The following is a 17,502-nucleotide window of genomic DNA, read 5'->3' as shown; positions in this document are numbered from 1 at the left end:
TGGCTCCAGGTCGGGACGGATCGTGTCTACCAGGCTGTGGGGACACGACGTGTGGACGTGACGGGGCGCCTACTCGGTGACGGCGGGGTAGAAGTGGAAGGAGTGGCCGAAGTACTCGTCATCCTCGTCGAAGTCGTCGTCCAACCCCACCTCCCGGCGGTCGCCCACGTCGGTCTCCACACCCGCCGCGGTGAACTCGGCGCGGACCCGTTCCTGGATCTCCTCCGACAGGTAGTGGTGGTGCAGGTCCAGACGCTCAAGGCCCCGGAAGACGGGGGAGTCCAGCAGGACCGACGCGCCCTTGTCGCGCAGGGTTCCCATGGACAGGTCCAGGGTGTGGAGCGTGCGGGTGACGGGCGCGTCGGCGAGGGCGCGCACGAGGGCGTTGGTGTCCTCGGCGTTGCGCAGCCCCAGGTGGCGCAGGCGGGGGAACGCCTCGCCGGACAGGAGCGGGGCCAGGTCCTCCAGGGTGGTGCTGCCGCCGTACATCTCCACGCCCAGCCACAGCTCCAGGTGCTCCAGCGCGGGCAGACCGGAGGCCAGCACGCCGCGGACCGACGCGGCGCCGAGCCCACCGGACCGGAGGGTGAGCGAACGCAGGGACGCGTGCTCGGGGACGTGTGTCGTCGGGTCGCCGCCGCACACAGTGAGTTCGGTGAGGCCCGGGAAGGCCGCCAGGAGCGGGGCGATATCGGTCTGTTCGATCCAGGAGATCTCGGTTCCCTCGGGATAGTCGCCGAAGTAGAGGGAGCGCAGGCGGGGGAGACGGTCGGCGACCTCAAGGACCAGATCCCGGTCGGCCTCGGTGTCCGTCCCCACATCGTTCGTGAGGGCGCCGACGACCAGGGCGGTCACCCACTCCCCGCCGACCGTGTCGAGGAACCGTTCGAGGTAGGACCGGCGGTCCTCCACGCGGGATCTCTCCTCCTTGGTGCACGCGCAGTCGTCCCTCCACCAGAAGCAGAAGCAGTCCACGCCGTACTCCCAGAACCCCAGCCGCCAGGCGACCGACGAGGGGTCGGCGAGGGCGGCGGCCAGGTCCGGGTCGTGCACACTGTCGGGAACCGGGGCACCCTCCTGCCGGGCCCGTCGGCGGGCGGCGGCGAGTCTGCTGGCCTGTTCGGCGAACGAGGGGAACTCGACCACCGGCAGCCCGGCGTACTCGGTGACGTCGTCGGGGAAGCCCATGGGTGTCCGTTCTCCGGATCGGTGTTCTCGGGGTGCGTGCGTCCGGCGGGTCGCGGACCCACCGTTCGCCGCTGGACGGACCGCTACTCGGCGACCGCCGTGAAGTAGTGGGTCTCGTCGTCGTACACGTCCGGCTCCTGCGGGTCGGACAGGTCGACCTCCACACCGGACCCGGCGAACGCGGCGTGCACGCGCTCGGTGTTGTCCTGCGACAGGTAGTGGTGGTGCAGGTCGAGGCGGTTCAGGTTCCGGAACGCGGGGGCGTTCAGCAGGGCGTCGACGTCCTCGTCGCGCAGGGTGCCCAGGGACAGGTCCAGGGTGTCGAGTGTGCCGGTGACGGGTGCGTCGGCGAGCGCGCGTACCCAGTCGCCGGTGCGGTCGGAGTTGCGCAGGCCCAGGTGGCGTAGGCGGGGGAACACCTCGCCGGACAGGAGCGGGGCCAGGTCCTCCGGGGTGGTGCTGCCGCCGTACATCTCCACGCCCAGCCACAGCTCCAGGTGTTCCAGTTCGGGGAGGGAGGAGGCGCACACGTCCCGGACCACCTCGGGGCGCAGGCCGCCGCTCTGCACGGTGAGCTTGCGCAGGGACGGGTGCCCCTCGACGCGCAGTCCGAGCGCCTCGCTGCCCCCGCGCACGGTGAACTCGGTGAGCTGGGGGAGGGCGGCCAGAAGCGGTGCGAGGTCGCAGTGGTCGATCCAGGAGATCTCCTGCTCCTCCTGGAGGATCTCCCCGAAGAACAGGGCGCGCAGGTCGGTCAGCTTCGGCGCGAGCGCGACCAGGCGGTCGCGGACCTCCTCCGACCGGAACTCGTAGTCGTCGCTGGGAATGTTGCCGACGACGAGCGCGCGGACGGACTCCGGCGGCACCAGTTCGGTGAACCGGGCCAGGTAGGCGTCCAGGTCCTCCCGTTCGCCGTCCCCGACGTGGGTGTCGGCCTCCGTCCGCAGCCGCCAGGCCACCGGGCCCGGGGCGGCGATCGCCTCGAAGAGCGGCTGGTAGGACCTCGGCAGGGTCGCGTGCGGCTCGTTCCTGTTGCGGGCCCACCGCATGGCGGTCGTGAACTCGTCGCGGATGACGTCCCAGTGGGCGAACTCGACGACGGGCAGGCCCGCGAACTCGGTGACGTGGTGACTGTTGGGCACGGGTGGCCGCCTTCCGTGGAGATCGTGTCGCCCATGGATAGCAGGTGGAGGGGACACGCCGTCCGCGGCAGGGTGGTTCGGCCCTGGTCGGCGCTGCGCCGGGACAGGACACGCCACTCGGTGTGACAGTGTGTGCATGGCTAGGCACAGCGAACTCCGAGACTTCTGGGAACGCCGACTCGAAGGCGACTGGACCGAGAGCGGGGTCGGGTACCGGGCGCTCGGGCGCCCCTTCAACCGGTGGATGTACCGGGTGCGGGAGGAGGTCTTCCTCCGCGAGGTGGGCCGACTCGCCCCGCGCGGACGCAGCGTCCTCGACGCGGGCAGCGGCACCGGTTTCTACGTGCGCCTCTGGGAGCGCCTCGGGGCGGGGGACGTCACCGGGTGCGACATGACCGACGCAGCCGTGGCGCGGCTGCGCGGGCGCTTCCCCGACCACCGGTTCGTCCGCCAGGACGTGTCCGACCTGGACTCCTTCGACCCGGACTCCTTCGACGCCGTGTCGTGCATGGACGTCCTCTTCCACATCACCGAGGACGACCGCTACGCGAACGCCATGACGGAGTTCGCCCGGGTCCTGCGCCCCGGCGGGTACCTGGTCATCTCCGAGAACTGTCTGCAACGCCCCGAGCAGCGCGGGGAACACCAGGTCAATCGGACGCTGGAGTGGATCGCGGGGACGGCCGACAAGGCCGGGTTCGACATCGTCCGCCGCGTCCCCATGCTCGTGCTCATGAACGCCCAGGTGGACGCCGCGCTGCCGTGGCGCAAGCTGTGGGGCGGCGCCCTGCGCGCCGCGACCGTCACCGCGCCCACCGGCTGGCTGGCGGGCGCGGCCCTGTACCCGGTGGAGCGCCGCATGGTCCTCCGGCGGCGTGAGAGCCCCACCACGGAGCTGCTGGTGTGCCGCCTCCGCGACCGGTGCTGACCGGGGGACACGGGCCCGGGTACGAACTGTCGTGACGTGTACCGGGATACGGTTGACGTCCACCTTGTGTCGGAGGAGGCGGTCCGGGGGGCGGCGCCTCCGGGTCGGCCTGTGACCCGTTCGGGAGGCGACAGTGCGACGCTCGACGCTCGTTTCCGCGCTCAAGTGGGGGTTCGGGGGGATACTGGCGACCCAGGTCGCGGTGGCCGCGACGATCGTCGGGGTCAACCAGTGGCGCAGGCGCGTGCGCCAGCACCGGGCCCGTTTCCCGCGGACCGCGCCGGTGGAGCTGCCGGTCGGGGACACCACGGCGACCGTGTACACCTACGGCGAGGACGTCTACGAGGACATGCTCGCCGCCATCCGGGGTGCGCGGCGGCGGATCCTGTTCGAGTCGTTCATCTTCAAGGACGACCAGGTGGGACGGGAGTTCAAACGGGCCCTCATCGAGGCGGCCGACCGTGGTGTCGAGGTGTTCGTCATCTACGACGGGTTCGCCAACCTCGTCGTGCCGCGCGCCTTCTTCGACTTCCCGCCGGAGGTGCGGGTGCTGCGCTACCCGGCGTTCCGCCCGGAGGTCCTGCTGCTGAACGTGCGCAAGTCGGGCCGTGACCACCGCAAGATCCTCACCGTGGACGGGGAGACCGGCTTCGTCGGCGGCTACAACGTGGGCTCGCTGTACGCGACGGAGTGGCGGGACACGCACCTGAGGGTGTCCGGGCCCGCGACGTGGGAGCTGGAGAACGCCTTCGTCGACTTCTGGAACATGAACCGGGGCGACCGGTATCCGAGGCTGGAGCACCTGGGCGACACCGGGTGGGACGCGCGCCTGCGGGTGCACCGGAACGTCCCCGAGCAGCTCATCTACCCGATCCGGGGGATGCTCCTGGAGGCCATCGACCGGGCCAAGGACCGGGTGCTGTTCACGCAGGCCTACTTCATCCCCGACCGTGAGCTGCTGCGGGTCCTGGTGGACGCCGCGGCGCGGGGCGTGGACGTCAACGTGCTGGTGCCGGAGGACTCCAACCACGTGATGGCCGACTGGATGGCCCGCGGGCAGTACACGGCCCTGCTGCGCGGCGGGGTGCGGCTGTGGCTGTACCAGCACGCCATGGTGCACGCCAAGACGGCGACGGTGGACGGCCGTTGGAGCACGGTCGGCACGGCCAACGTGGACCGCCTGAGCATGACCGGCAACTACGAGATCAACGTCGAGATCTTCGACGAGGGCGTGGCCAAGCACCTGGAGGAGGTCTTCGCCAACGACATCACCAACGCGCGGGAGCTGACGCTGGAGGAGTGGCGGGGCCGCCCGTTCGCCGCGAAGTTCGGCGAGCTGGTCCTGGCCCCGTGGCGTCCGTTCCTGTGAGTCCCGTCGGCCGGGTGCGCCGGGAACCGGGGCCGGGGCGCTCAGGCGGTCGGGCGGGGCGTGTCGGGGCGGGGCAGGTTGAAGAAGGGGTCGCGTTCGGCGCGGCGGGGGCGGGGGCCGCCCCAGTGCTGCGGGCCGGGGTGCGGGTCGCGGTGGAGGGCCTGGGCGATCGCGGACTCCGATCCGCCGCGCTGTCGGGTCCTGCCCCGTCCGTCGTCGTGCGACCGGTCCGCGTTCGGCATGGTGCGCGCGCTCCCCACAAGCTCGTCGGCCGGTCCGCGGACCGGCGGCCGTGATCGTCCTGGTGGCCATGATCGGTGAGGAGGGGCGCGGTGTCATGGCGACACGGTGGGGACGGGTGAAGTCCTTGGCGGAGCGAACGGCCCGGAAGGGGGCGGAGCGCCGTGGACCGCGGTCAGACGCACGGCCAAGGCGCTTCCGCCGACGGTGATCCAGGGAGGTCCTCCCAGGTCACCCGTGGCGGCCCCAGCAGGATTCGAACCTGCGACACCCGCTTTAGGAGAGCGGTGCTCTATCCCCTGAGCTATGGAGCCATGGGCGCGGTACGGAGGTATCGCTTCCCCCGCCGCTGGGCCAAGCCTAACCCAGGATGGGAGTGCGTGGGGTGTCGGTCGGCCTTCCGGGGCCGTGACTCGGGGACTCTGGGCGCAGGGTCGCAGTACGCTGCTCTACGATTGGTTGTCCTGGTGGCGGTGTGATGTTGTTCACGGCGCGTGTCGCGTTTTGAGTTCGTATACCCCCTTCCCGCTTCGGTTGACTGGGAGGGGTATCCCCATGCGCCGCTCTGACCAGGAATAACGACGAACGTCCGTGTGGGTGTCCAGTGGAGGTCGGGGAGACCGGACCCGATGGGTGCCGCTCGGCGTTTCGGTCTCGTGTGTCCGCATGTGGACATGTAGTACGTTGCGATGCGGCCACGTTAGGTGTTCGACGACATGCAGGCGGAGGATCATTCGTGCCGTTCACTTCTGATTCGGCGCGGCGGGGCTCCCGCGCACCGGGGAACGGGATGCCGGCCGGCCTCGCGGAGTCGCACCGTGGTCCGGGCTGGCCGCTGAGGTCTCTCACGCTGCTGGTGGTCACGGCGTTTCTGGCGGTGTCCGGGGTCACCGGTGCGTTGGCTCCCGCGAACGCGCAGGAGAACGATCTGGCGCAGTTGCGCGAGCAGAACGAGGCGGCGGCGGACGCCCTGGAGGCGGCCACCGACGAGTACGTCGAACGCCAGGAGGCGGTGGAGGACGCCCAGGACGAGCTGGTCGAGGTCCTCCACGATCTCCAGCAGACCGAGATCGAGCTGCGCGAGATGCGGGTGCCGCTCGCCCGGCTGGCCAGCACCCTGTACCAGCAGCCCGGCGGCGGTATCCTCGCGACCCTGGCCTCGGGGTCGCTGGACGAGGACCTCCAGATGCAGTCCTACGCGGCCAAGATCGCCGAGGACAACGAGGCGCTCATCGAGGACGCCACCAGCCTGCGCGAGGAGCAGGTCGAGCTGGCGGCCCAGGCGCAGGAGCTCCAGACCACCACGCAGTTGGAGCAGGTGGAACTGGCCACCGAGGTCGACGAACTGCGCGACCAGGCGGAGGAGAGCACCAACGCGCTCATGGAGGAGCTGGAGAACCTCGGACTCGACCCCGGCACCTACATGAACCAGGCCGACTGCGACGCGTCCGCGGCCTCCGACGCCTCCGGTTACCCGAACGGGCAGCTGCCCCAGTCCTCCCTGTGCGCGCTCTACGACGACAAGTTCCTGCGCGCCGACGCCGCCTCCGACTTCTTCGAGCTCAACATGCGGTACGTGGAGGCGTACGGCGAGAACATGTGTCTCACCAGTGCCTACCGTGACCTGCCGAACCAGTACCGCGTGTACCGCGAGGTGCCGCCGGGCTACGCCGCCGTCCCGGGTACGAGTAACCACGGGCTGGGTCAGGCGCTCGACCTCGGCTGCGGTATCCAGAACTACCGCTCCGATCGGTGGAACTGGATGAACGCCAACGGTCCGGACTTCGGTTGGGAGCACCCGGCGTGGGCCAAGTCGAACCCGTTCGAACCCTGGCACTGGGAGTACCAGCGCTGATCGGAGGGGCGGCCCGGTGGGGACGGCGCACGGCCGCCCCCACCGGACGGATCAGACCGTCTCCGGGGTGAGTTCGCTGGTGCACTGGCCGCAGCGGCTGGCCTTCTTGGGGACGTCGCCGAGGCAGTAGGGGCACGACCGGGTGGTGGCCTCCTCCGCCTTCTCGAACCGCTCCAGGAGCTTGCCGACCGGCATCACCACGAAGAAGTACAGGATGGCGGCCGTGATGAGGAACGAGATCAGGGCGTCGACGAACGCGCCGTACATGAACCGGCTGTCGTTGATCTCGAAGTAGAGGTCGCCGAACGTGGGGATCCCGCCGAAGATCCCGATCAGCGGGGTGATGAACCCTTCGGTGAACGCGGTGATGAGGTTGGCGAAGACGGCGCCGATCACGACCGCGACCGCCAGCTGCACCAGGTTCCCCTGAAGCAGGAACTTCTTGAAGCCTTCCATGGAACTGCCCTACGTAACTCGTGTTGTCAGGTGTGGCGCCGGATATGGCGCTTGGTCAGCATTCACCACCCGTGGTCATCGGTCAACCGCGCATGGTGATCGACAGGCGTGAGGCGGCCGCGTGCCCGGCCAGCGCCCGGGCCTCGCCCGGGGTGGCGGCGATGACCAGGAGGGCACCGCCCTCTCCGCCACCGGGGCCCTCGTCCGGTACGGCGAGAACGGGCCGGTCCCCGGCCACCTCCTCCGCCGGCCTCGCGCGCGGTCGGTGCGGATCGCCGTGTCCGGTGGCGGCCAGGACGTCCACCCGGTCGCCCGGTGACAGCAGGCCGACCGCCCCGGGGTCGGCGACCCGGACCGGGACCGCGACCAGGCCGGGTCCGTAGGCGCGGGCGGGGGGATCGGCCAGGCGGGCGTCGGTGATCACCTCACCGCGGCGTACGGGGGCGTTGAGGAGGAGTCCGGCGGTGGCGGTACCGGAGGCGAGGGCGCCGTCGGGGGCCGCGGGGCCGGGCAGGGCGCGGCGGACGAGGTCGCGCTCGGTGAGGGGGTGGGAGGGGTCGAGGTCGCGGGCGGCGACGAGTACCTCGGTGGTGGCTCCCGGCGGGGGGCGGAGCAGCAGGGCCGTGCTGAGCAGCGCGACGGCGGCGAGCAGGGTCGCGATGAGGCGCCGGTGCCGGTCGATCAGGCGGGTGAGGGCGTTGCGGTGGCGGTGGGGCCGGGAGGGAGCGGTGGCCATGACTCCACGCTAGGGCGCCAAGACGCGCCGTGGCGGTTGTCCACAGGCCGGATCCCCGCAGGGGCGGACGGTGCGCCGCCGGAGATCGGCGGCGCGCTGACCGTCAGCGGCCGCGGCGGTTCAGTTGGCCGCGGCGGGGGTACTGGACGCGCTGGACGCGCTGTCCGAGCCGCTCTTGCCGGACGATCCGGAGTCGCCGGAGGAGCTCGCCGGGCTCTTGGCGTCGGAGGAGTCGGACGAGGAGGAGGCCGAGTCGCCGCTCTTGCCCTCACCGGACGTCGAACCGGTGATGGCGGAGCTCTTGGAGGACGTGCCGCTGTCGGTGCGGTAGAAGCCCGAGCCCTTGAACACGATGCCCACGGCGGAGTACACCTTGCGCAGGCGCCCCTCGCACTCGGGGCAGACGGTCAGGGAGTCGTCACTGAAGCTCTGCACGACCTCCATCTGGGCGCCGCACTCGGTGCACGCGTACTGGTACGTAGGCACTGTTCGTGTCCTCCTAAACTGGCACTCTCGCCCGTTGACTGCTAAATAGTAGTCGGTCGCCGACCTGGGCCGCGACAGCACCTCGTGCCGAACGGGCCTCGGAGAGGGCGGAACCGGGACGGCGGCGTCACCGGGCGCGACCGTCAGTCACAACGCTGCGGCGGGGTGGGTTAATCCCCGGTCATCCGCTTCGTCCGTTCCCGCGCGTCGGGCCAGACCGAGGCGCCGGGGTCGAAGGCGCGCAGGCCCCCACCCGGTGTGACCACGGCGTCCACCGGCTGGTCGTGCGGTTCGCCGGGCACCGACGCCACGAACTCCTCGTCGTGCACCACCGCGATCGAGGGCGTGTGCGGGCCCTTGCGGGCCAGCGCACGGTCGTAGCAGCCCGCCCCGCGCCCCAGCCGCATCCCCCCGCGGTCCACGGCCAGCGCCGGGCAGATCACCGCGTCGGCCCGGGCCAGCACCCCGGCCCCGTAGCGGTGGCCGGTGGGTTCGACGAGCCCGTGCCCGGCCGGGGCCAGGCTCTCGGGGCCCTCGAAGGCGGCCCAGTCCAGGTCGCCCCCGGGCAGGAAGACCGGCAGCAGCACGTACGCGCCGCGCTTCCACAGCGCCGTCACGAGCCTGCGGGTGTCCGGTTCACCGCCGACCGAGTAGTAACAGGCGACGGTTCCGCCCATGGCCAGCCACGGGAGTCCCATGAGGGCGTCCCGGACCGCCGCCCCCACCCGGTCGCGCTCGTCGCTCCCGCGCTCCCGGCGCGCGGCCAGGATCCGCCGCCGCAGTGCCCGTTTGTCCGACCGGTCCCCCGGTTCGCCCTCGCCGCTCATGGTCCCAGTCTGGCACCGTCCGTCCCCTCCGGACCCGGGGCCTCCCTGCCGCCCACGGTGAACACCGGGTGGCGGTTTCTGGTCATTGGTCCGAAACCGCCGGGACTTCTCCACCGGTGAAGGCACGAGAAGAGCACGGGCGGCCGGGCGTCTGTCCTAGAGTGCCGACATGAGTGCCGACACCGACCAGACGCGGACCCGACCCGCCGCCACCTCCGTCACGAAGGCGGTCGTGCCCGCGGCGGGCCTGGGCACCCGTTTCCTGCCCGCGACCAAGGCCACTCCCAAGGAGATGCTGCCGATCGTGGACAAGCCCGCGATCCAGTACGTCCTGGAGGAGGCGGTCGCCGCCCGGCTGCGCGACGTCCTGATGATCACCGGGCGCAGCAAGCGTTCGATCGAGGACCACTTCGACCGGGCCTACGAGCTGGAGGAGGCGCTGGCGGCCAAGGGCGACCAGGAGCGCCTCCGGTCGGTGCGCGAGTCCAGCGACCTGGCCCAGGTGCACTACGTCCGCCAGGGTGAGCCCCGGGGACTGGGCCACGCCGTGCTGTGCGCGGAGGCGCACGTCGGCGACAACCCGTTCGCGGTGCTGCTCGGCGACGACCTGATCGACAACTCCGGCCTGCTCAGCCGGATGATCGAGGTACGCGAGCGGCACGGGGGCAGCGTCGTCGCGCTCATGGAGGTCGAGCCCGAACAGGTCTCCCTCTACGGCTGCGCGGGCATCGAGCCCACCGACGAGGAGGACGTCGTCACCGTCACCGACCTCGTCGAGAAACCCGCTCCGGAGCAGGCGCCGAGCCGGTGGGCGATCATCGGCCGCTACGTCTGCGACCCGGCCGTCTTCCCGGTCCTGCACGAGACCCCGCCGGGGCGCGGCGGCGAGATCCAGCTGACCGACGCCCTGCGCGAGCTCGCCCGGCGCAAGCCCGAGGACGGCGGGACCGTGCGCGGCGTCCTGTTCCGGGGCCGCCGCTACGACACCGGCAACAAGGCGGACTACATCCGCACGGTGGTCGACTTCGCCTGCCGACGCCCCGACCTGGCCGCCGAACTGCTGCCCTGGCTGCGGGAGTTCGTCGAACGCCAGGAGAGGTCCGCCCACCCGTCACCCGCCACCGCCCCGGAGGCCGCTCCGCGGTAGGGCGGGGCACCCTCAACGGGCGGCCTTCGGCCGGGGTGTTCTTCTTTCCGTCACCCGCCACCGCCCCGGGGGCCGCTTCGCGGTAGGGCGGGGCACCCTCAACGGGCGGCCTTCGGCCGGGGTGTCCTTCTCCCCGTCACCCGCCACCGCCCCGGGGGCCGCCTCCGGTGCGGTCCTCCTGGCCGGTGCCCGGGTCCGTCGTGGTGACAATGGGACGTGGGCCTCCTACCGAGACGGCTGGGTCGCCCACGTGGACCACGAGCCGGAGGGACCCCCTTGAAGACCGTCGAACAGCACGTCAACGACGTCCTCGGACTGATCACGCCGCCCGAACCGACCGAGGCGGACCTGCTCGGGGCGTACGGGACGGTACTCGCCGAGACCGTCACGTCGCCGGTGTCGCTGCCGGGGTTCGACAACTCGTCGATGGACGGATACGCGGTCCACGCCGCCGACCTGGCCTCCGCCAGCGCCGGAGCCCCGGTGAGCCTTCCGGTGACCGCCGACATCGCCGCCGGTGACGGCGGCCCGGTCGAGGTGCGCCCGGGCGTGTGCGCCCGCATCATGACCGGTGCGCCGCTGCCCGCGGGGGCGGACGCGGTTGTACCGGTCGAGTGGACCGACGGCGGCACGACCACGGTGCGCGTCGACCGGCCGGTCCGGGCGGGCAACGCCGTCCGGCGCGCGGGGGACGACGTCCGGGAGGGCGCCGAGGTGGTGCGGGCGGGGGTCCGGATCGGTGCCGGGGAGACGGGTGTCCTGGCCGCGGTCGGCCGCCGCACCGTCCGGGTGATCCCCCGGCCCCGGGTCGTCGTCCTCTCCACCGGGGAGGAGCTGGTCGAGCCCGGCAGTTCGCTGGGTCCCGGGCAGATCTGGGAGTCGAACAGCTACATGCTCGCGGCGGCCGCCCGCGACGCCGGATGCGACGTCCACCGGCACGGCTTCGTCGGTGACGACGCGGAGACGGTGCTCGGCACCCTGGAGGGGCTGCTGACGCGCGCCGACCTCCTCGTCACCAGCGGAGGGGTGAGCATGGGCGCCTACGACGTCGTCAAGGAGGCGCTCACGCGCCGGGGCACCGTCGAGTTCACCCAGGTCGCGATGCAGCCGGGCAAGCCCCAGGGGTTCGGGACGGTCGGCCCGGACAGGACGCCGATCCTCACCCTGCCCGGCAACCCCGTGAGCGCCTTCGTCTCCTTCCAGGTCTTCGTCCGCCCCGTCCTGCGCAAGCTGCGCGGGCTGGACCCGGACCCGCTGCCGACCACCCGCGCGACCCTGACCTCCCCCGTGACGTCCCCTCCCGGCCGCCGCTCCTTCCTGCGCGGTGTCCTGACCGGGGCCGCGCGCGGGTCGGACGACCGGCCGACGGTGGCGCCCGCGGTCCGGCAGGGCTCCCACCAGCTGTCGGCGCTGGCCGACGCCGACGCGCTCGTGGTGGTGCCCGAGGACGTCACCGAGCTGCCCGCCGGGGCGGTCGTGGAGGTCATGCGCCTGCCGGAGGGATGACGCTCCCCGACCCGGACCCCGGCAGCGGGGCCTTGGGGCCGGACCGGGCGGCGTCACCGGGGACCGTCGGCGTGCCGTACGGTCGTGGTGGACGCGCCGACGCGCGTCCCCGCGGTCTGGCCCGGCCGGGCCGCGCTCGACGTTCGAGTGCTGACGAGGCGACCCATGAGCAACACCCCACGGACGGAGGGGGAGCACCCCTCCGGCTTCACCCACCTGGACGCGTCCGGAGCGGCGCGCATGGTCGACGTCTCCGAGAAGCGGGTGAGTGCGCGTACCGCCACCGCGACCGGGCGGGTCCTGCTCAGCCCGGAGACCGTCGCCGCACTGCGCGGGGGAGAGGTGCCCAAGGGCGACGCGCTGGCGGTCGCCCGGATCGCCGGGATCCAGGGGGCCAAGCGCACGCCGGACCTGGTCCCGCTGTGCCACCCCATCGCCGTGCACGGCGCCGACGTCGACCTGACCGTCGCCGACGACGGCGTGGACATCACCGCCACGGTGCGTACCGCCGACCGCACGGGTGTGGAGATGGAGGCGCTCACCTGCGTCATGACCGCCGCGCTCGGACTGGTCGACATGGTCAAGGCGCTCGACCCCGAGGCCGAGGTGACCCGGGTGCGCGTCGAGGAGAAGACCGGCGGCAAGAAGGGGCACTGGAGGCGCGGTGAGTGAGCGTGCCGACGGCGGCCCGAGGGTCGTCGTCGTCACGGCCTCCAACCGGGCGGCGGCCGGGGTGTACCCGGACCGGTCCGGTCCGGTGATCGCCGAGCGGCTGCGCGCCCTCGGGTGCGCGGTGCTCGGGCCCTGGGTGGTTCCGGACGGGGCTCCCGTGGCGGAGGCCGTCGACCGGGCGCTGGAGGAGCGGGCCGACGCCGTGATCACGACCGGCGGCACCGGTCTCACCCCGCAGGACCGGACCCCCGAGGCGACACGCCCGATGCTCGCCTTCGAGATCCCCGGGATCGCGGAGGCCCTGCGCGCGGAGGGGCGGGCCAAGGGCGTGCCCACCGCGATCCTGTCCCGTGGACTGGCGGGGGTCGCCGAACGCGGCGGCCACCGCATGCTCGTGGTCAACCTGCCCGGATCACGGGGCGGGGTGAAGGACGGTATGGACGTGTTGGAACCGATCTTGTTGCACGCGGTCGACCAGCTGCGCGGCGGTGACCACCCCCGCCCTGAATGAGACGGAAGAATGACCGGAATCACATCCCGGGCATTCCGTCCATGGAGAATTCCTTGACCTTGGTCCGGTTTTCGGCGCGCGACTATCGGAGTTAGGTGGAAACCAGAACTCGGATCATGCGGATGACGCCCGACACGTCGGACCTCCGGGGTGGAATACTGGGAGAGGTCGCCGGCGGTGGGCGCACCGCACGTCCCGAAGGGGGCGTGTCCGTGACCGGTGGCGCCGAGAGGCTCGGAGGGACGGTCGTGTATCGCAGACAAGGGTGGCCCGTCACCCTGGAGGAGGGGGCGGTCGCGCTCCGCCCGCTGCGGCTGCGGGACGCCGTCGCGTTACGCGACACCCGCTCGCGCAACGCCGAGTGGCTGCGCCCCTGGGAGCCGACCTATCCCGAGATGCCGCTGCGCACCACCGGGCTGACCCCCTACCTCGCGATGCTCCAGGCCATCCGCAGGGAGGCCCGTCAGGGGCTGTCCATGCCCTGGGCGATCACCTTCGGGGACGAGTTCGTCGGACAGCTGACGGTCGGCGCCATCGTCTGGGGATCGGCCAGATCGGCGCAGGTCGGGTACTGGATCGACAGCGCCCACGCCGGCCGGGGGATCACACCGACGGCCGTCGCGCTCGCGGTCGACCACTCCTTCTTCCGTGTCGGACTCCACCGGATCGAGGCCAACATCAGGCCGGAGAACAGGGCCAGCAGACGGGTCGTCGCCAAACTCGGCTTCCGTGACGAGGGGGTGCGCAGACGTCAGTTGCACATCGACGGCGCCTGGCGCGACCACATCTGCTACGCGCTCACGGCCGAGGAGGTTCCGCACGGTCTGCTGCGGCGCTGGCGCGACCGTGACCCGTCCGATCCGTTCCCCGAGTCCGGTTCCGACCCCGGTTCCGCTTTGGGGCCGGAAGGCCCGAACGGAACCGGGGATCCGCGCGATCCGGCCAGTCCACGTCCGGGAGCGAACTGAACGGGGCGGCGCCGCGGATGCGTTCGGAGTCCAAACCCCCCTTTACCCAGATCAACTCATTACTTTGCGTTGAATTGACACTACTCTCCGAAGTAACGCGCTGACCTGCACTTCCCCACTCCGGGGTGCGTCGACCGAAACTGAAGGTCCACAATCTTGCGACACTCCGGTCAGAATGTGGCGCATTTATGGACACGGGGTCGTACCGTGCGGAACGTAGACGCATTGACGATGCGGCCAACGCGTGGATATGGCTCACCGGAAACGGCCCCGGCAGGACGGGGGTCGTCGGGGGCGGGCCCCGATGAGGGGGCGTCCCGGGCTCGGGGGGTGCCACGCGGCGCGGTGTCGACGAGGTGTCGAACAACGTTCAGTGGCCGTCATCGTGAGGAGGGGTGATGAGCAGCTCTCCTCTGTACCTGGCCATCGTGGTGGTCTGGCTCATCGTCCTCGTGCCGATGCTGTTGCGCAAGGACTCAGTGGACACCGTCCACGAGGACCAGCGTCGGGGGGACGAGTGGGAGCCGGCCGAGGACCCGGAGGCGTTCGCGTCGGCCGGGGGCGACGAGGCCCGCGCCGAGGGGGACGCGTCTCCGGAGGGCGGCGGGGATCCCGACGCGGAGGAGACCCTGGTCCTGCGGCGTCCCGCCGGTCGGGTGGCCGGCCGCGAGGGGGCACCGGGGGAGGTCCGACCCCGCGGGGGCGCCCGTTCCGGGCCCCGGGGCCACGAGGGGCGGCACCGCACCGCGAGTGCGTCGCGGGCGCGTGTCATCGCCCGCAGGCGTCGCCGCACCACCGGTCTGACGCTGGTGAACGCGGCCACGGTCGTGGCGGTGCTGTTCGGGCTGGGGCCGTGGTGGGTCGTGCTCCCGCCGGTCCTGCTCCTGTCCGGCCACCTGGCCCTGCTCAGGGAGGCCGCCAAGGCCGACGCCGAGCTCCGTGAGGCCCGGCTGAGGGCCCGCCGCCGTGCGGCGCTCAGGGCGCGTCAGGAGGCCGAGGAGGACCAGCGGCGCGAGGCGGAGCGGGAGGCCGAGGTGATCGCGCTGCGCGAGCGCCGCAACCAGGTCTACGACCAGTACGCGGACGCCCACCTGCGGGCGGCCGGGGACTGATCCGGGCGGCGGTGGTCCGCTCGTGTTCTGACCACCGCCGAACTCCTGCTAGTCTTTATCTCGTCTTCGGGGCTATGGCGCAGTCCGGTAGCGCACCTCGTTCGCATCGAGGGGGTCTGGGGTTCAAATCCCCATAGCTCCACCGCAGACACAAGGCCCTGCTTCCCACGGGAAGCGGGGCCTTCGTCGTGCCGCGCGCACGCGCGCACGGCATGGCGCGGGGCCCGTCCCCGGTGGGTCGGGCCCCGCGGTGTCTCCTGGTCCGGGTGCTGTTCCCTCGGTGCGGGCGGTCTCCGGACCGGAGCCCCGAGTGTCACCGGCGAAGTTGCTATCCCCTGCGGTGGGGCGACCGGGCACGGTCCCAGAGTACTCCGCACCCGCTCCCGTGCCCGGCGGGCGTTCCCTGCCCTGCTCTCCGGAGTAGATCTTTACAGTGGCAACTTTCCGCCGTATGGTTCACCGCATGGCAGACGGATACCACCACGGAAACCTGCGTGCCGCCGTCCTGGAGAGGGCGGCGGAGGTCATCGGGAGGGAGGGGCCCCACTCCTTCAGCCTGCGCTCGCTCGCGGCCGACCTCGGGGTCAGCCACACCGCGCCGCGCCACCACTTCGGCTCGCGCGAGGGCGTCCTCAACGCGATCGCGGTCGAGGGGTTCCAGGGGCTGGCGGAACGCCTGCGCGCCAGCCGCGCGGCGGGGGGCGGCCTCCTGGAGGCGGGGGTGGAGTACGTGCGCTTCGCCGTCGATCACCCCGCGCACTTCCAGGTGATGTTCGCGCCCAACCTGCTGAACGAGGACGACGCGGAGCTGGCGGCGGCCCGCTCCGCCGCGTTCGCCGAACTCACGACCGGGGTGGACTCCGTCGACGGCGGAGGCATGCCGGAACGGGACAGGCCCTACGCCGTGGTCGCCGGGTGGTCGATCGTGCACGGCATCGCGACCCTGGCACTGACGGGGAACCTCGACGCCTCCGGCGTGCGGGAGCTGTTCGACGACCCCGACCTGCTCGCCGTCACCCGCCGGAGCGCGGGCCTGCTCTTCGGCCGGCGTTCCCCCGAGGGCTGATCCGGGACGGCCGTGGCGCCGCCCAGTTCACGTACTCGGCGCGGACGGCGCGGACGGCGTGGACGGCGGCCTCGGTACGGGAGTGGACCTGGAGCTTCTGCAGGATGTTGCGCATGTGGTTCTTCACGGTGTTCTCCGTGATGAGGAGCCGCTCGCCGATCTCCCGGTCGTTGAGCGAGTGCGCCAGCAGCTTGAGCACCCCGGTCTCCCGCGGGGTCGGCTACGGCAGTGCCGGGGTCCCGTGCGCAGAGCCCTCCTGTTGGGCGGGCTCGGCGAACTCCCCGATGAGCTTTGGCCGTCGCCGCGTTGGCCAAGGACCGGCCGGAGACGATGGTGCGCACCGCCCGGGGCAGGTCCGTCACCCGCCTCACTGACCACGTCGATGTCCTCCTCCTCGTCCAGGACCGACACCAGGCCGCGGCGGAAGAAGGCGTGGTCGTCCACGACGAGGACACGGATGGGACCGGCGGGTGCGTGGGACTCCTGCGCGGTCCGGACCAGGGGTGGGGCTCGGGGGGTGCGGACTCACGACGGCGGCCTTCCTTGCGCGTGACAGGCGAGAGGTTCCACGTCCCCGCCTCCGTCCGGTTGGCACGGCGCTGGGGGAACGCACCGCCTCAGGAGGGGAGTTTCCACTCTCGGCGGGCTTCCCCCGCCCTACGGCGGAATCGCATGAACCTACCCGGCGGTACCCCGGTCATGTCACCAGAAAGCGGGTCCAAAAGCTCTGTTGCCGCACGGCCGGGCCGTGGTCTTCCAGGGTAGGAAAGTAACTCATTTTTATGCGGTTTTGTGTGCGTCCGAAACAGGGCACCAAGGGTGGTCCTCCGCGGCTGCGTCCGGGGCGTGAGCGGCGGGCGCGACCGTGACGGAACGTGGTTCCGGGATCGGCGGCGGCGGAGGGAGGGGCGCCGGGGAGGGGGCGGTGCGAACGCTCCGACGCCCCGTGCGGACGCACTGGCGCAGGTATTCGTGACACTCTTCCCCGGTGGCGCTCCGAACTTCCGGGAATCCGTTTACCCGGGAACGGGTCGGATCCCGCCGCCGGGCTCTTTCAATTTTACTGAATCGAGGTTCCGTCTTGCCTGGTCAATGGGTGTGCCACGTCCTTGGATGCGGAATGGAAAACGCCCTGATCTGGGATGACACGGAGAGTGTCGACCATTTTCCGGCAGGTGCTGCAACCTTTGGTGGTCTCTCTTCCACGAGAATCCTAATGATCGTTCACAGGACTTGTGTCCGGATGGTTTGATACGCCATCTTGGTCGGTGGGATGGGCTGAGGAACCATACG

Annotated in this window: 18 protein-coding genes and 2 tRNA genes; 11 read left to right on the top strand and 9 right to left on the bottom strand. The window is 71.5% G+C overall.

What is annotated here, in order from left to right; all coding sequences use genetic code 11:
* Positions 1–69 precede the first annotated feature (69 nt).
* On the bottom strand, positions 70–1,188 hold the full coding sequence (locus ACTVAJ_RS01735; RefSeq protein WP_470386219.1) for an STM4015 family protein: 1,119 nt from the start codon (positions 1,186–1,188) through the stop codon (positions 70–72).
* 83 nt (positions 1,189–1,271) lie between these two features.
* The gene (locus tag ACTVAJ_RS01730; RefSeq protein WP_470386218.1) at positions 1,272–2,330 is read right to left on the bottom strand and encodes an STM4015 family protein; all 1,059 of its coding nucleotides are present in this window, start codon (positions 2,328–2,330) and stop codon (positions 1,272–1,274) included.
* 136 nt (positions 2,331–2,466) lie between these two features.
* Between ACTVAJ_RS01730 and ACTVAJ_RS01725 the strand changes: the two genes are divergently transcribed.
* Positions 2,467–3,258, top strand: a complete 792-nt coding sequence (locus ACTVAJ_RS01725) for a class I SAM-dependent methyltransferase (RefSeq protein WP_470386217.1) — start codon at positions 2,467–2,469, stop codon at positions 3,256–3,258.
* Between the two features lie 133 nt (positions 3,259–3,391).
* On the top strand, positions 3,392–4,627 hold the full coding sequence (locus tag ACTVAJ_RS01720; protein ID WP_470386215.1) for a phospholipase D-like domain-containing protein: 1,236 nt from the start codon (positions 3,392–3,394) through the stop codon (positions 4,625–4,627).
* Positions 4,628–4,668: 41 nt separating this feature from the next.
* On the opposite strand, the gene ACTVAJ_RS01715 is transcribed toward ACTVAJ_RS01720, so the two are convergent.
* The gene (locus ACTVAJ_RS01715) at positions 4,669–4,869 is read right to left on the bottom strand and encodes a calcium-binding protein (protein WP_470386214.1); all 201 of its coding nucleotides are present in this window, start codon (positions 4,867–4,869) and stop codon (positions 4,669–4,671) included.
* A 236-nt stretch (positions 4,870–5,105) separates the two neighbouring features.
* A tRNA-Arg gene (locus tag ACTVAJ_RS01710) sits at positions 5,106–5,181 on the bottom strand.
* Positions 5,182–5,657: 476 nt separating this feature from the next.
* Here ACTVAJ_RS01710 and ACTVAJ_RS01705 point away from each other — a divergent pair.
* Positions 5,658–6,722: a D-alanyl-D-alanine carboxypeptidase family protein gene (locus tag ACTVAJ_RS01705; RefSeq protein ID WP_470386213.1), complete on the top strand. Its 1,065-nt coding sequence runs from the start codon at positions 5,658–5,660 to the stop codon at positions 6,720–6,722.
* A 51-nt stretch (positions 6,723–6,773) separates the two neighbouring features.
* Here ACTVAJ_RS01705 and mscL read toward each other — a convergent pair whose 3' ends face one another.
* From mscL to ACTVAJ_RS01685, 4 genes are all read right to left on the bottom strand, one after another.
* The gene (gene mscL, locus ACTVAJ_RS01700) at positions 6,774–7,178 is read right to left on the bottom strand and encodes a large conductance mechanosensitive channel protein MscL (RefSeq protein WP_470386212.1); all 405 of its coding nucleotides are present in this window, start codon (positions 7,176–7,178) and stop codon (positions 6,774–6,776) included.
* A gap of 82 nt (positions 7,179–7,260) precedes the next feature.
* A complete protein-coding gene (locus ACTVAJ_RS01695; protein WP_470386211.1) occupies positions 7,261–7,914 on the bottom strand; it encodes a CpaB family protein in 654 nt (217 codons plus the stop codon).
* A gap of 120 nt (positions 7,915–8,034) precedes the next feature.
* The gene (locus tag ACTVAJ_RS01690; protein WP_470386210.1) at positions 8,035–8,400 is read right to left on the bottom strand and encodes an FmdB family zinc ribbon protein; all 366 of its coding nucleotides are present in this window, start codon (positions 8,398–8,400) and stop codon (positions 8,035–8,037) included.
* A gap of 170 nt (positions 8,401–8,570) precedes the next feature.
* The gene (locus ACTVAJ_RS01685; RefSeq protein ID WP_470386209.1) at positions 8,571–9,227 is read right to left on the bottom strand and encodes a 5-formyltetrahydrofolate cyclo-ligase; all 657 of its coding nucleotides are present in this window, start codon (positions 9,225–9,227) and stop codon (positions 8,571–8,573) included.
* Positions 9,228–9,396: 169 nt separating this feature from the next.
* Here ACTVAJ_RS01685 and galU point away from each other — a divergent pair, with 169 nt between their 5' ends.
* The 8 genes from galU to ACTVAJ_RS01645 all read left to right on the top strand — a co-directional run bounded on the left by galU (position 9,397) and on the right by ACTVAJ_RS01645 (position 16,209).
* Positions 9,397–10,374 (top strand): UTP--glucose-1-phosphate uridylyltransferase GalU, encoded by a 978-nt coding sequence (gene galU, locus ACTVAJ_RS01680; RefSeq protein ID WP_470386208.1) that lies wholly within the window; start codon positions 9,397–9,399, stop codon positions 10,372–10,374.
* A 276-nt stretch (positions 10,375–10,650) separates the two neighbouring features.
* Positions 10,651–11,880: a molybdotransferase-like divisome protein Glp gene (glp, locus tag ACTVAJ_RS01675; RefSeq protein ID WP_470386207.1), complete on the top strand. Its 1,230-nt coding sequence runs from the start codon at positions 10,651–10,653 to the stop codon at positions 11,878–11,880.
* A 165-nt stretch (positions 11,881–12,045) separates the two neighbouring features.
* A complete protein-coding gene (moaC, locus tag ACTVAJ_RS01670; protein WP_470386206.1) occupies positions 12,046–12,552 on the top strand; it encodes a cyclic pyranopterin monophosphate synthase MoaC in 507 nt (168 codons plus the stop codon).
* A complete protein-coding gene (locus ACTVAJ_RS01665) occupies positions 12,545–13,063 on the top strand; it encodes a MogA/MoaB family molybdenum cofactor biosynthesis protein (protein WP_470386205.1) in 519 nt (172 codons plus the stop codon). Before moaC ends, ACTVAJ_RS01665 begins: the two co-directional genes overlap by 8 nt.
* Before the next feature lie 248 nt (positions 13,064–13,311).
* On the top strand, positions 13,312–14,031 hold the full coding sequence (locus ACTVAJ_RS01660) for a GNAT family N-acetyltransferase (RefSeq protein ID WP_470386204.1): 720 nt from the start codon (positions 13,312–13,314) through the stop codon (positions 14,029–14,031).
* A 398-nt stretch (positions 14,032–14,429) separates the two neighbouring features.
* A complete protein-coding gene (gene sepX / locus ACTVAJ_RS01655; RefSeq protein ID WP_470386203.1) occupies positions 14,430–15,143 on the top strand; it encodes a divisome protein SepX/GlpR in 714 nt (237 codons plus the stop codon).
* Positions 15,144–15,211: 68 nt separating this feature from the next.
* Positions 15,212–15,285, top strand: a tRNA-Ala gene (locus tag ACTVAJ_RS01650).
* Between the two features lie 321 nt (positions 15,286–15,606).
* Positions 15,607–16,209 carry a TetR/AcrR family transcriptional regulator gene (locus ACTVAJ_RS01645; protein ID WP_470386202.1) on the top strand — a complete coding sequence of 201 codons (603 nt, stop codon included), beginning with the start codon at positions 15,607–15,609 and terminating at the stop codon, positions 16,207–16,209.
* Here ACTVAJ_RS01645 and ACTVAJ_RS01640 read toward each other — a convergent pair.
* Entirely contained in the window at positions 16,157–16,408 is a 252-nt protein-coding gene (locus tag ACTVAJ_RS01640; protein WP_470386201.1) for a response regulator transcription factor, read from the bottom strand. The two genes, ACTVAJ_RS01645 and ACTVAJ_RS01640, sit on opposite strands and share 53 nt — an antisense overlap.
* Positions 16,409–17,502 lie beyond the last annotated feature (1,094 nt).

The organism is Nocardiopsis sp. KDC1DS13DA1, assembly GCF_055632325.1.
The sequence above is the reverse complement of the archived record's forward strand: the minus strand, read 5'-3'. Positions and strand labels throughout refer to the sequence as shown.

Bases quoted from the DNA above. Each gene is read 5' to 3' on its own strand.
- ACTVAJ_RS01735 (WP_470386219.1), bottom strand. From the start codon at position 1,188: ATGGGCTTCCCCGACGACGTCACCGAGTACGCCGGGCTGCCGGTGGTC.
- ACTVAJ_RS01725 (WP_470386217.1), top strand. From the start codon at position 2,467: ATGGCTAGGCACAGCGAACTCCGAGACTTCTGGGAACGCCGACTCGAA.
- ACTVAJ_RS01715 (WP_470386214.1), bottom strand. From the start codon at position 4,869: ATGCCGAACGCGGACCGGTCGCACGACGACGGACGGGGCAGGACCCGA.
- ACTVAJ_RS01705 (WP_470386213.1), top strand. From the start codon at position 5,658: ATGCCGGCCGGCCTCGCGGAGTCGCACCGTGGTCCGGGCTGGCCGCTG.
- mscL (WP_470386212.1), bottom strand. From the start codon at position 7,178: ATGGAAGGCTTCAAGAAGTTCCTGCTTCAGGGGAACCTGGTGCAGCTG.
- ACTVAJ_RS01695 (WP_470386211.1), bottom strand. From the start codon at position 7,914: ATGGCCACCGCTCCCTCCCGGCCCCACCGCCACCGCAACGCCCTCACC.
- ACTVAJ_RS01685 (WP_470386209.1), bottom strand. From the start codon at position 9,227: ATGAGCGGCGAGGGCGAACCGGGGGACCGGTCGGACAAACGGGCACTG.
- galU (WP_470386208.1), top strand. From the start codon at position 9,397: ATGAGTGCCGACACCGACCAGACGCGGACCCGACCCGCCGCCACCTCC.
- moaC (WP_470386206.1), top strand. From the start codon at position 12,046: ATGAGCAACACCCCACGGACGGAGGGGGAGCACCCCTCCGGCTTCACC.
- sepX (WP_470386203.1), top strand. From the start codon at position 14,430: ATGAGCAGCTCTCCTCTGTACCTGGCCATCGTGGTGGTCTGGCTCATC.
- ACTVAJ_RS01645 (WP_470386202.1), top strand. From the start codon at position 15,607: ATGGCAGACGGATACCACCACGGAAACCTGCGTGCCGCCGTCCTGGAG.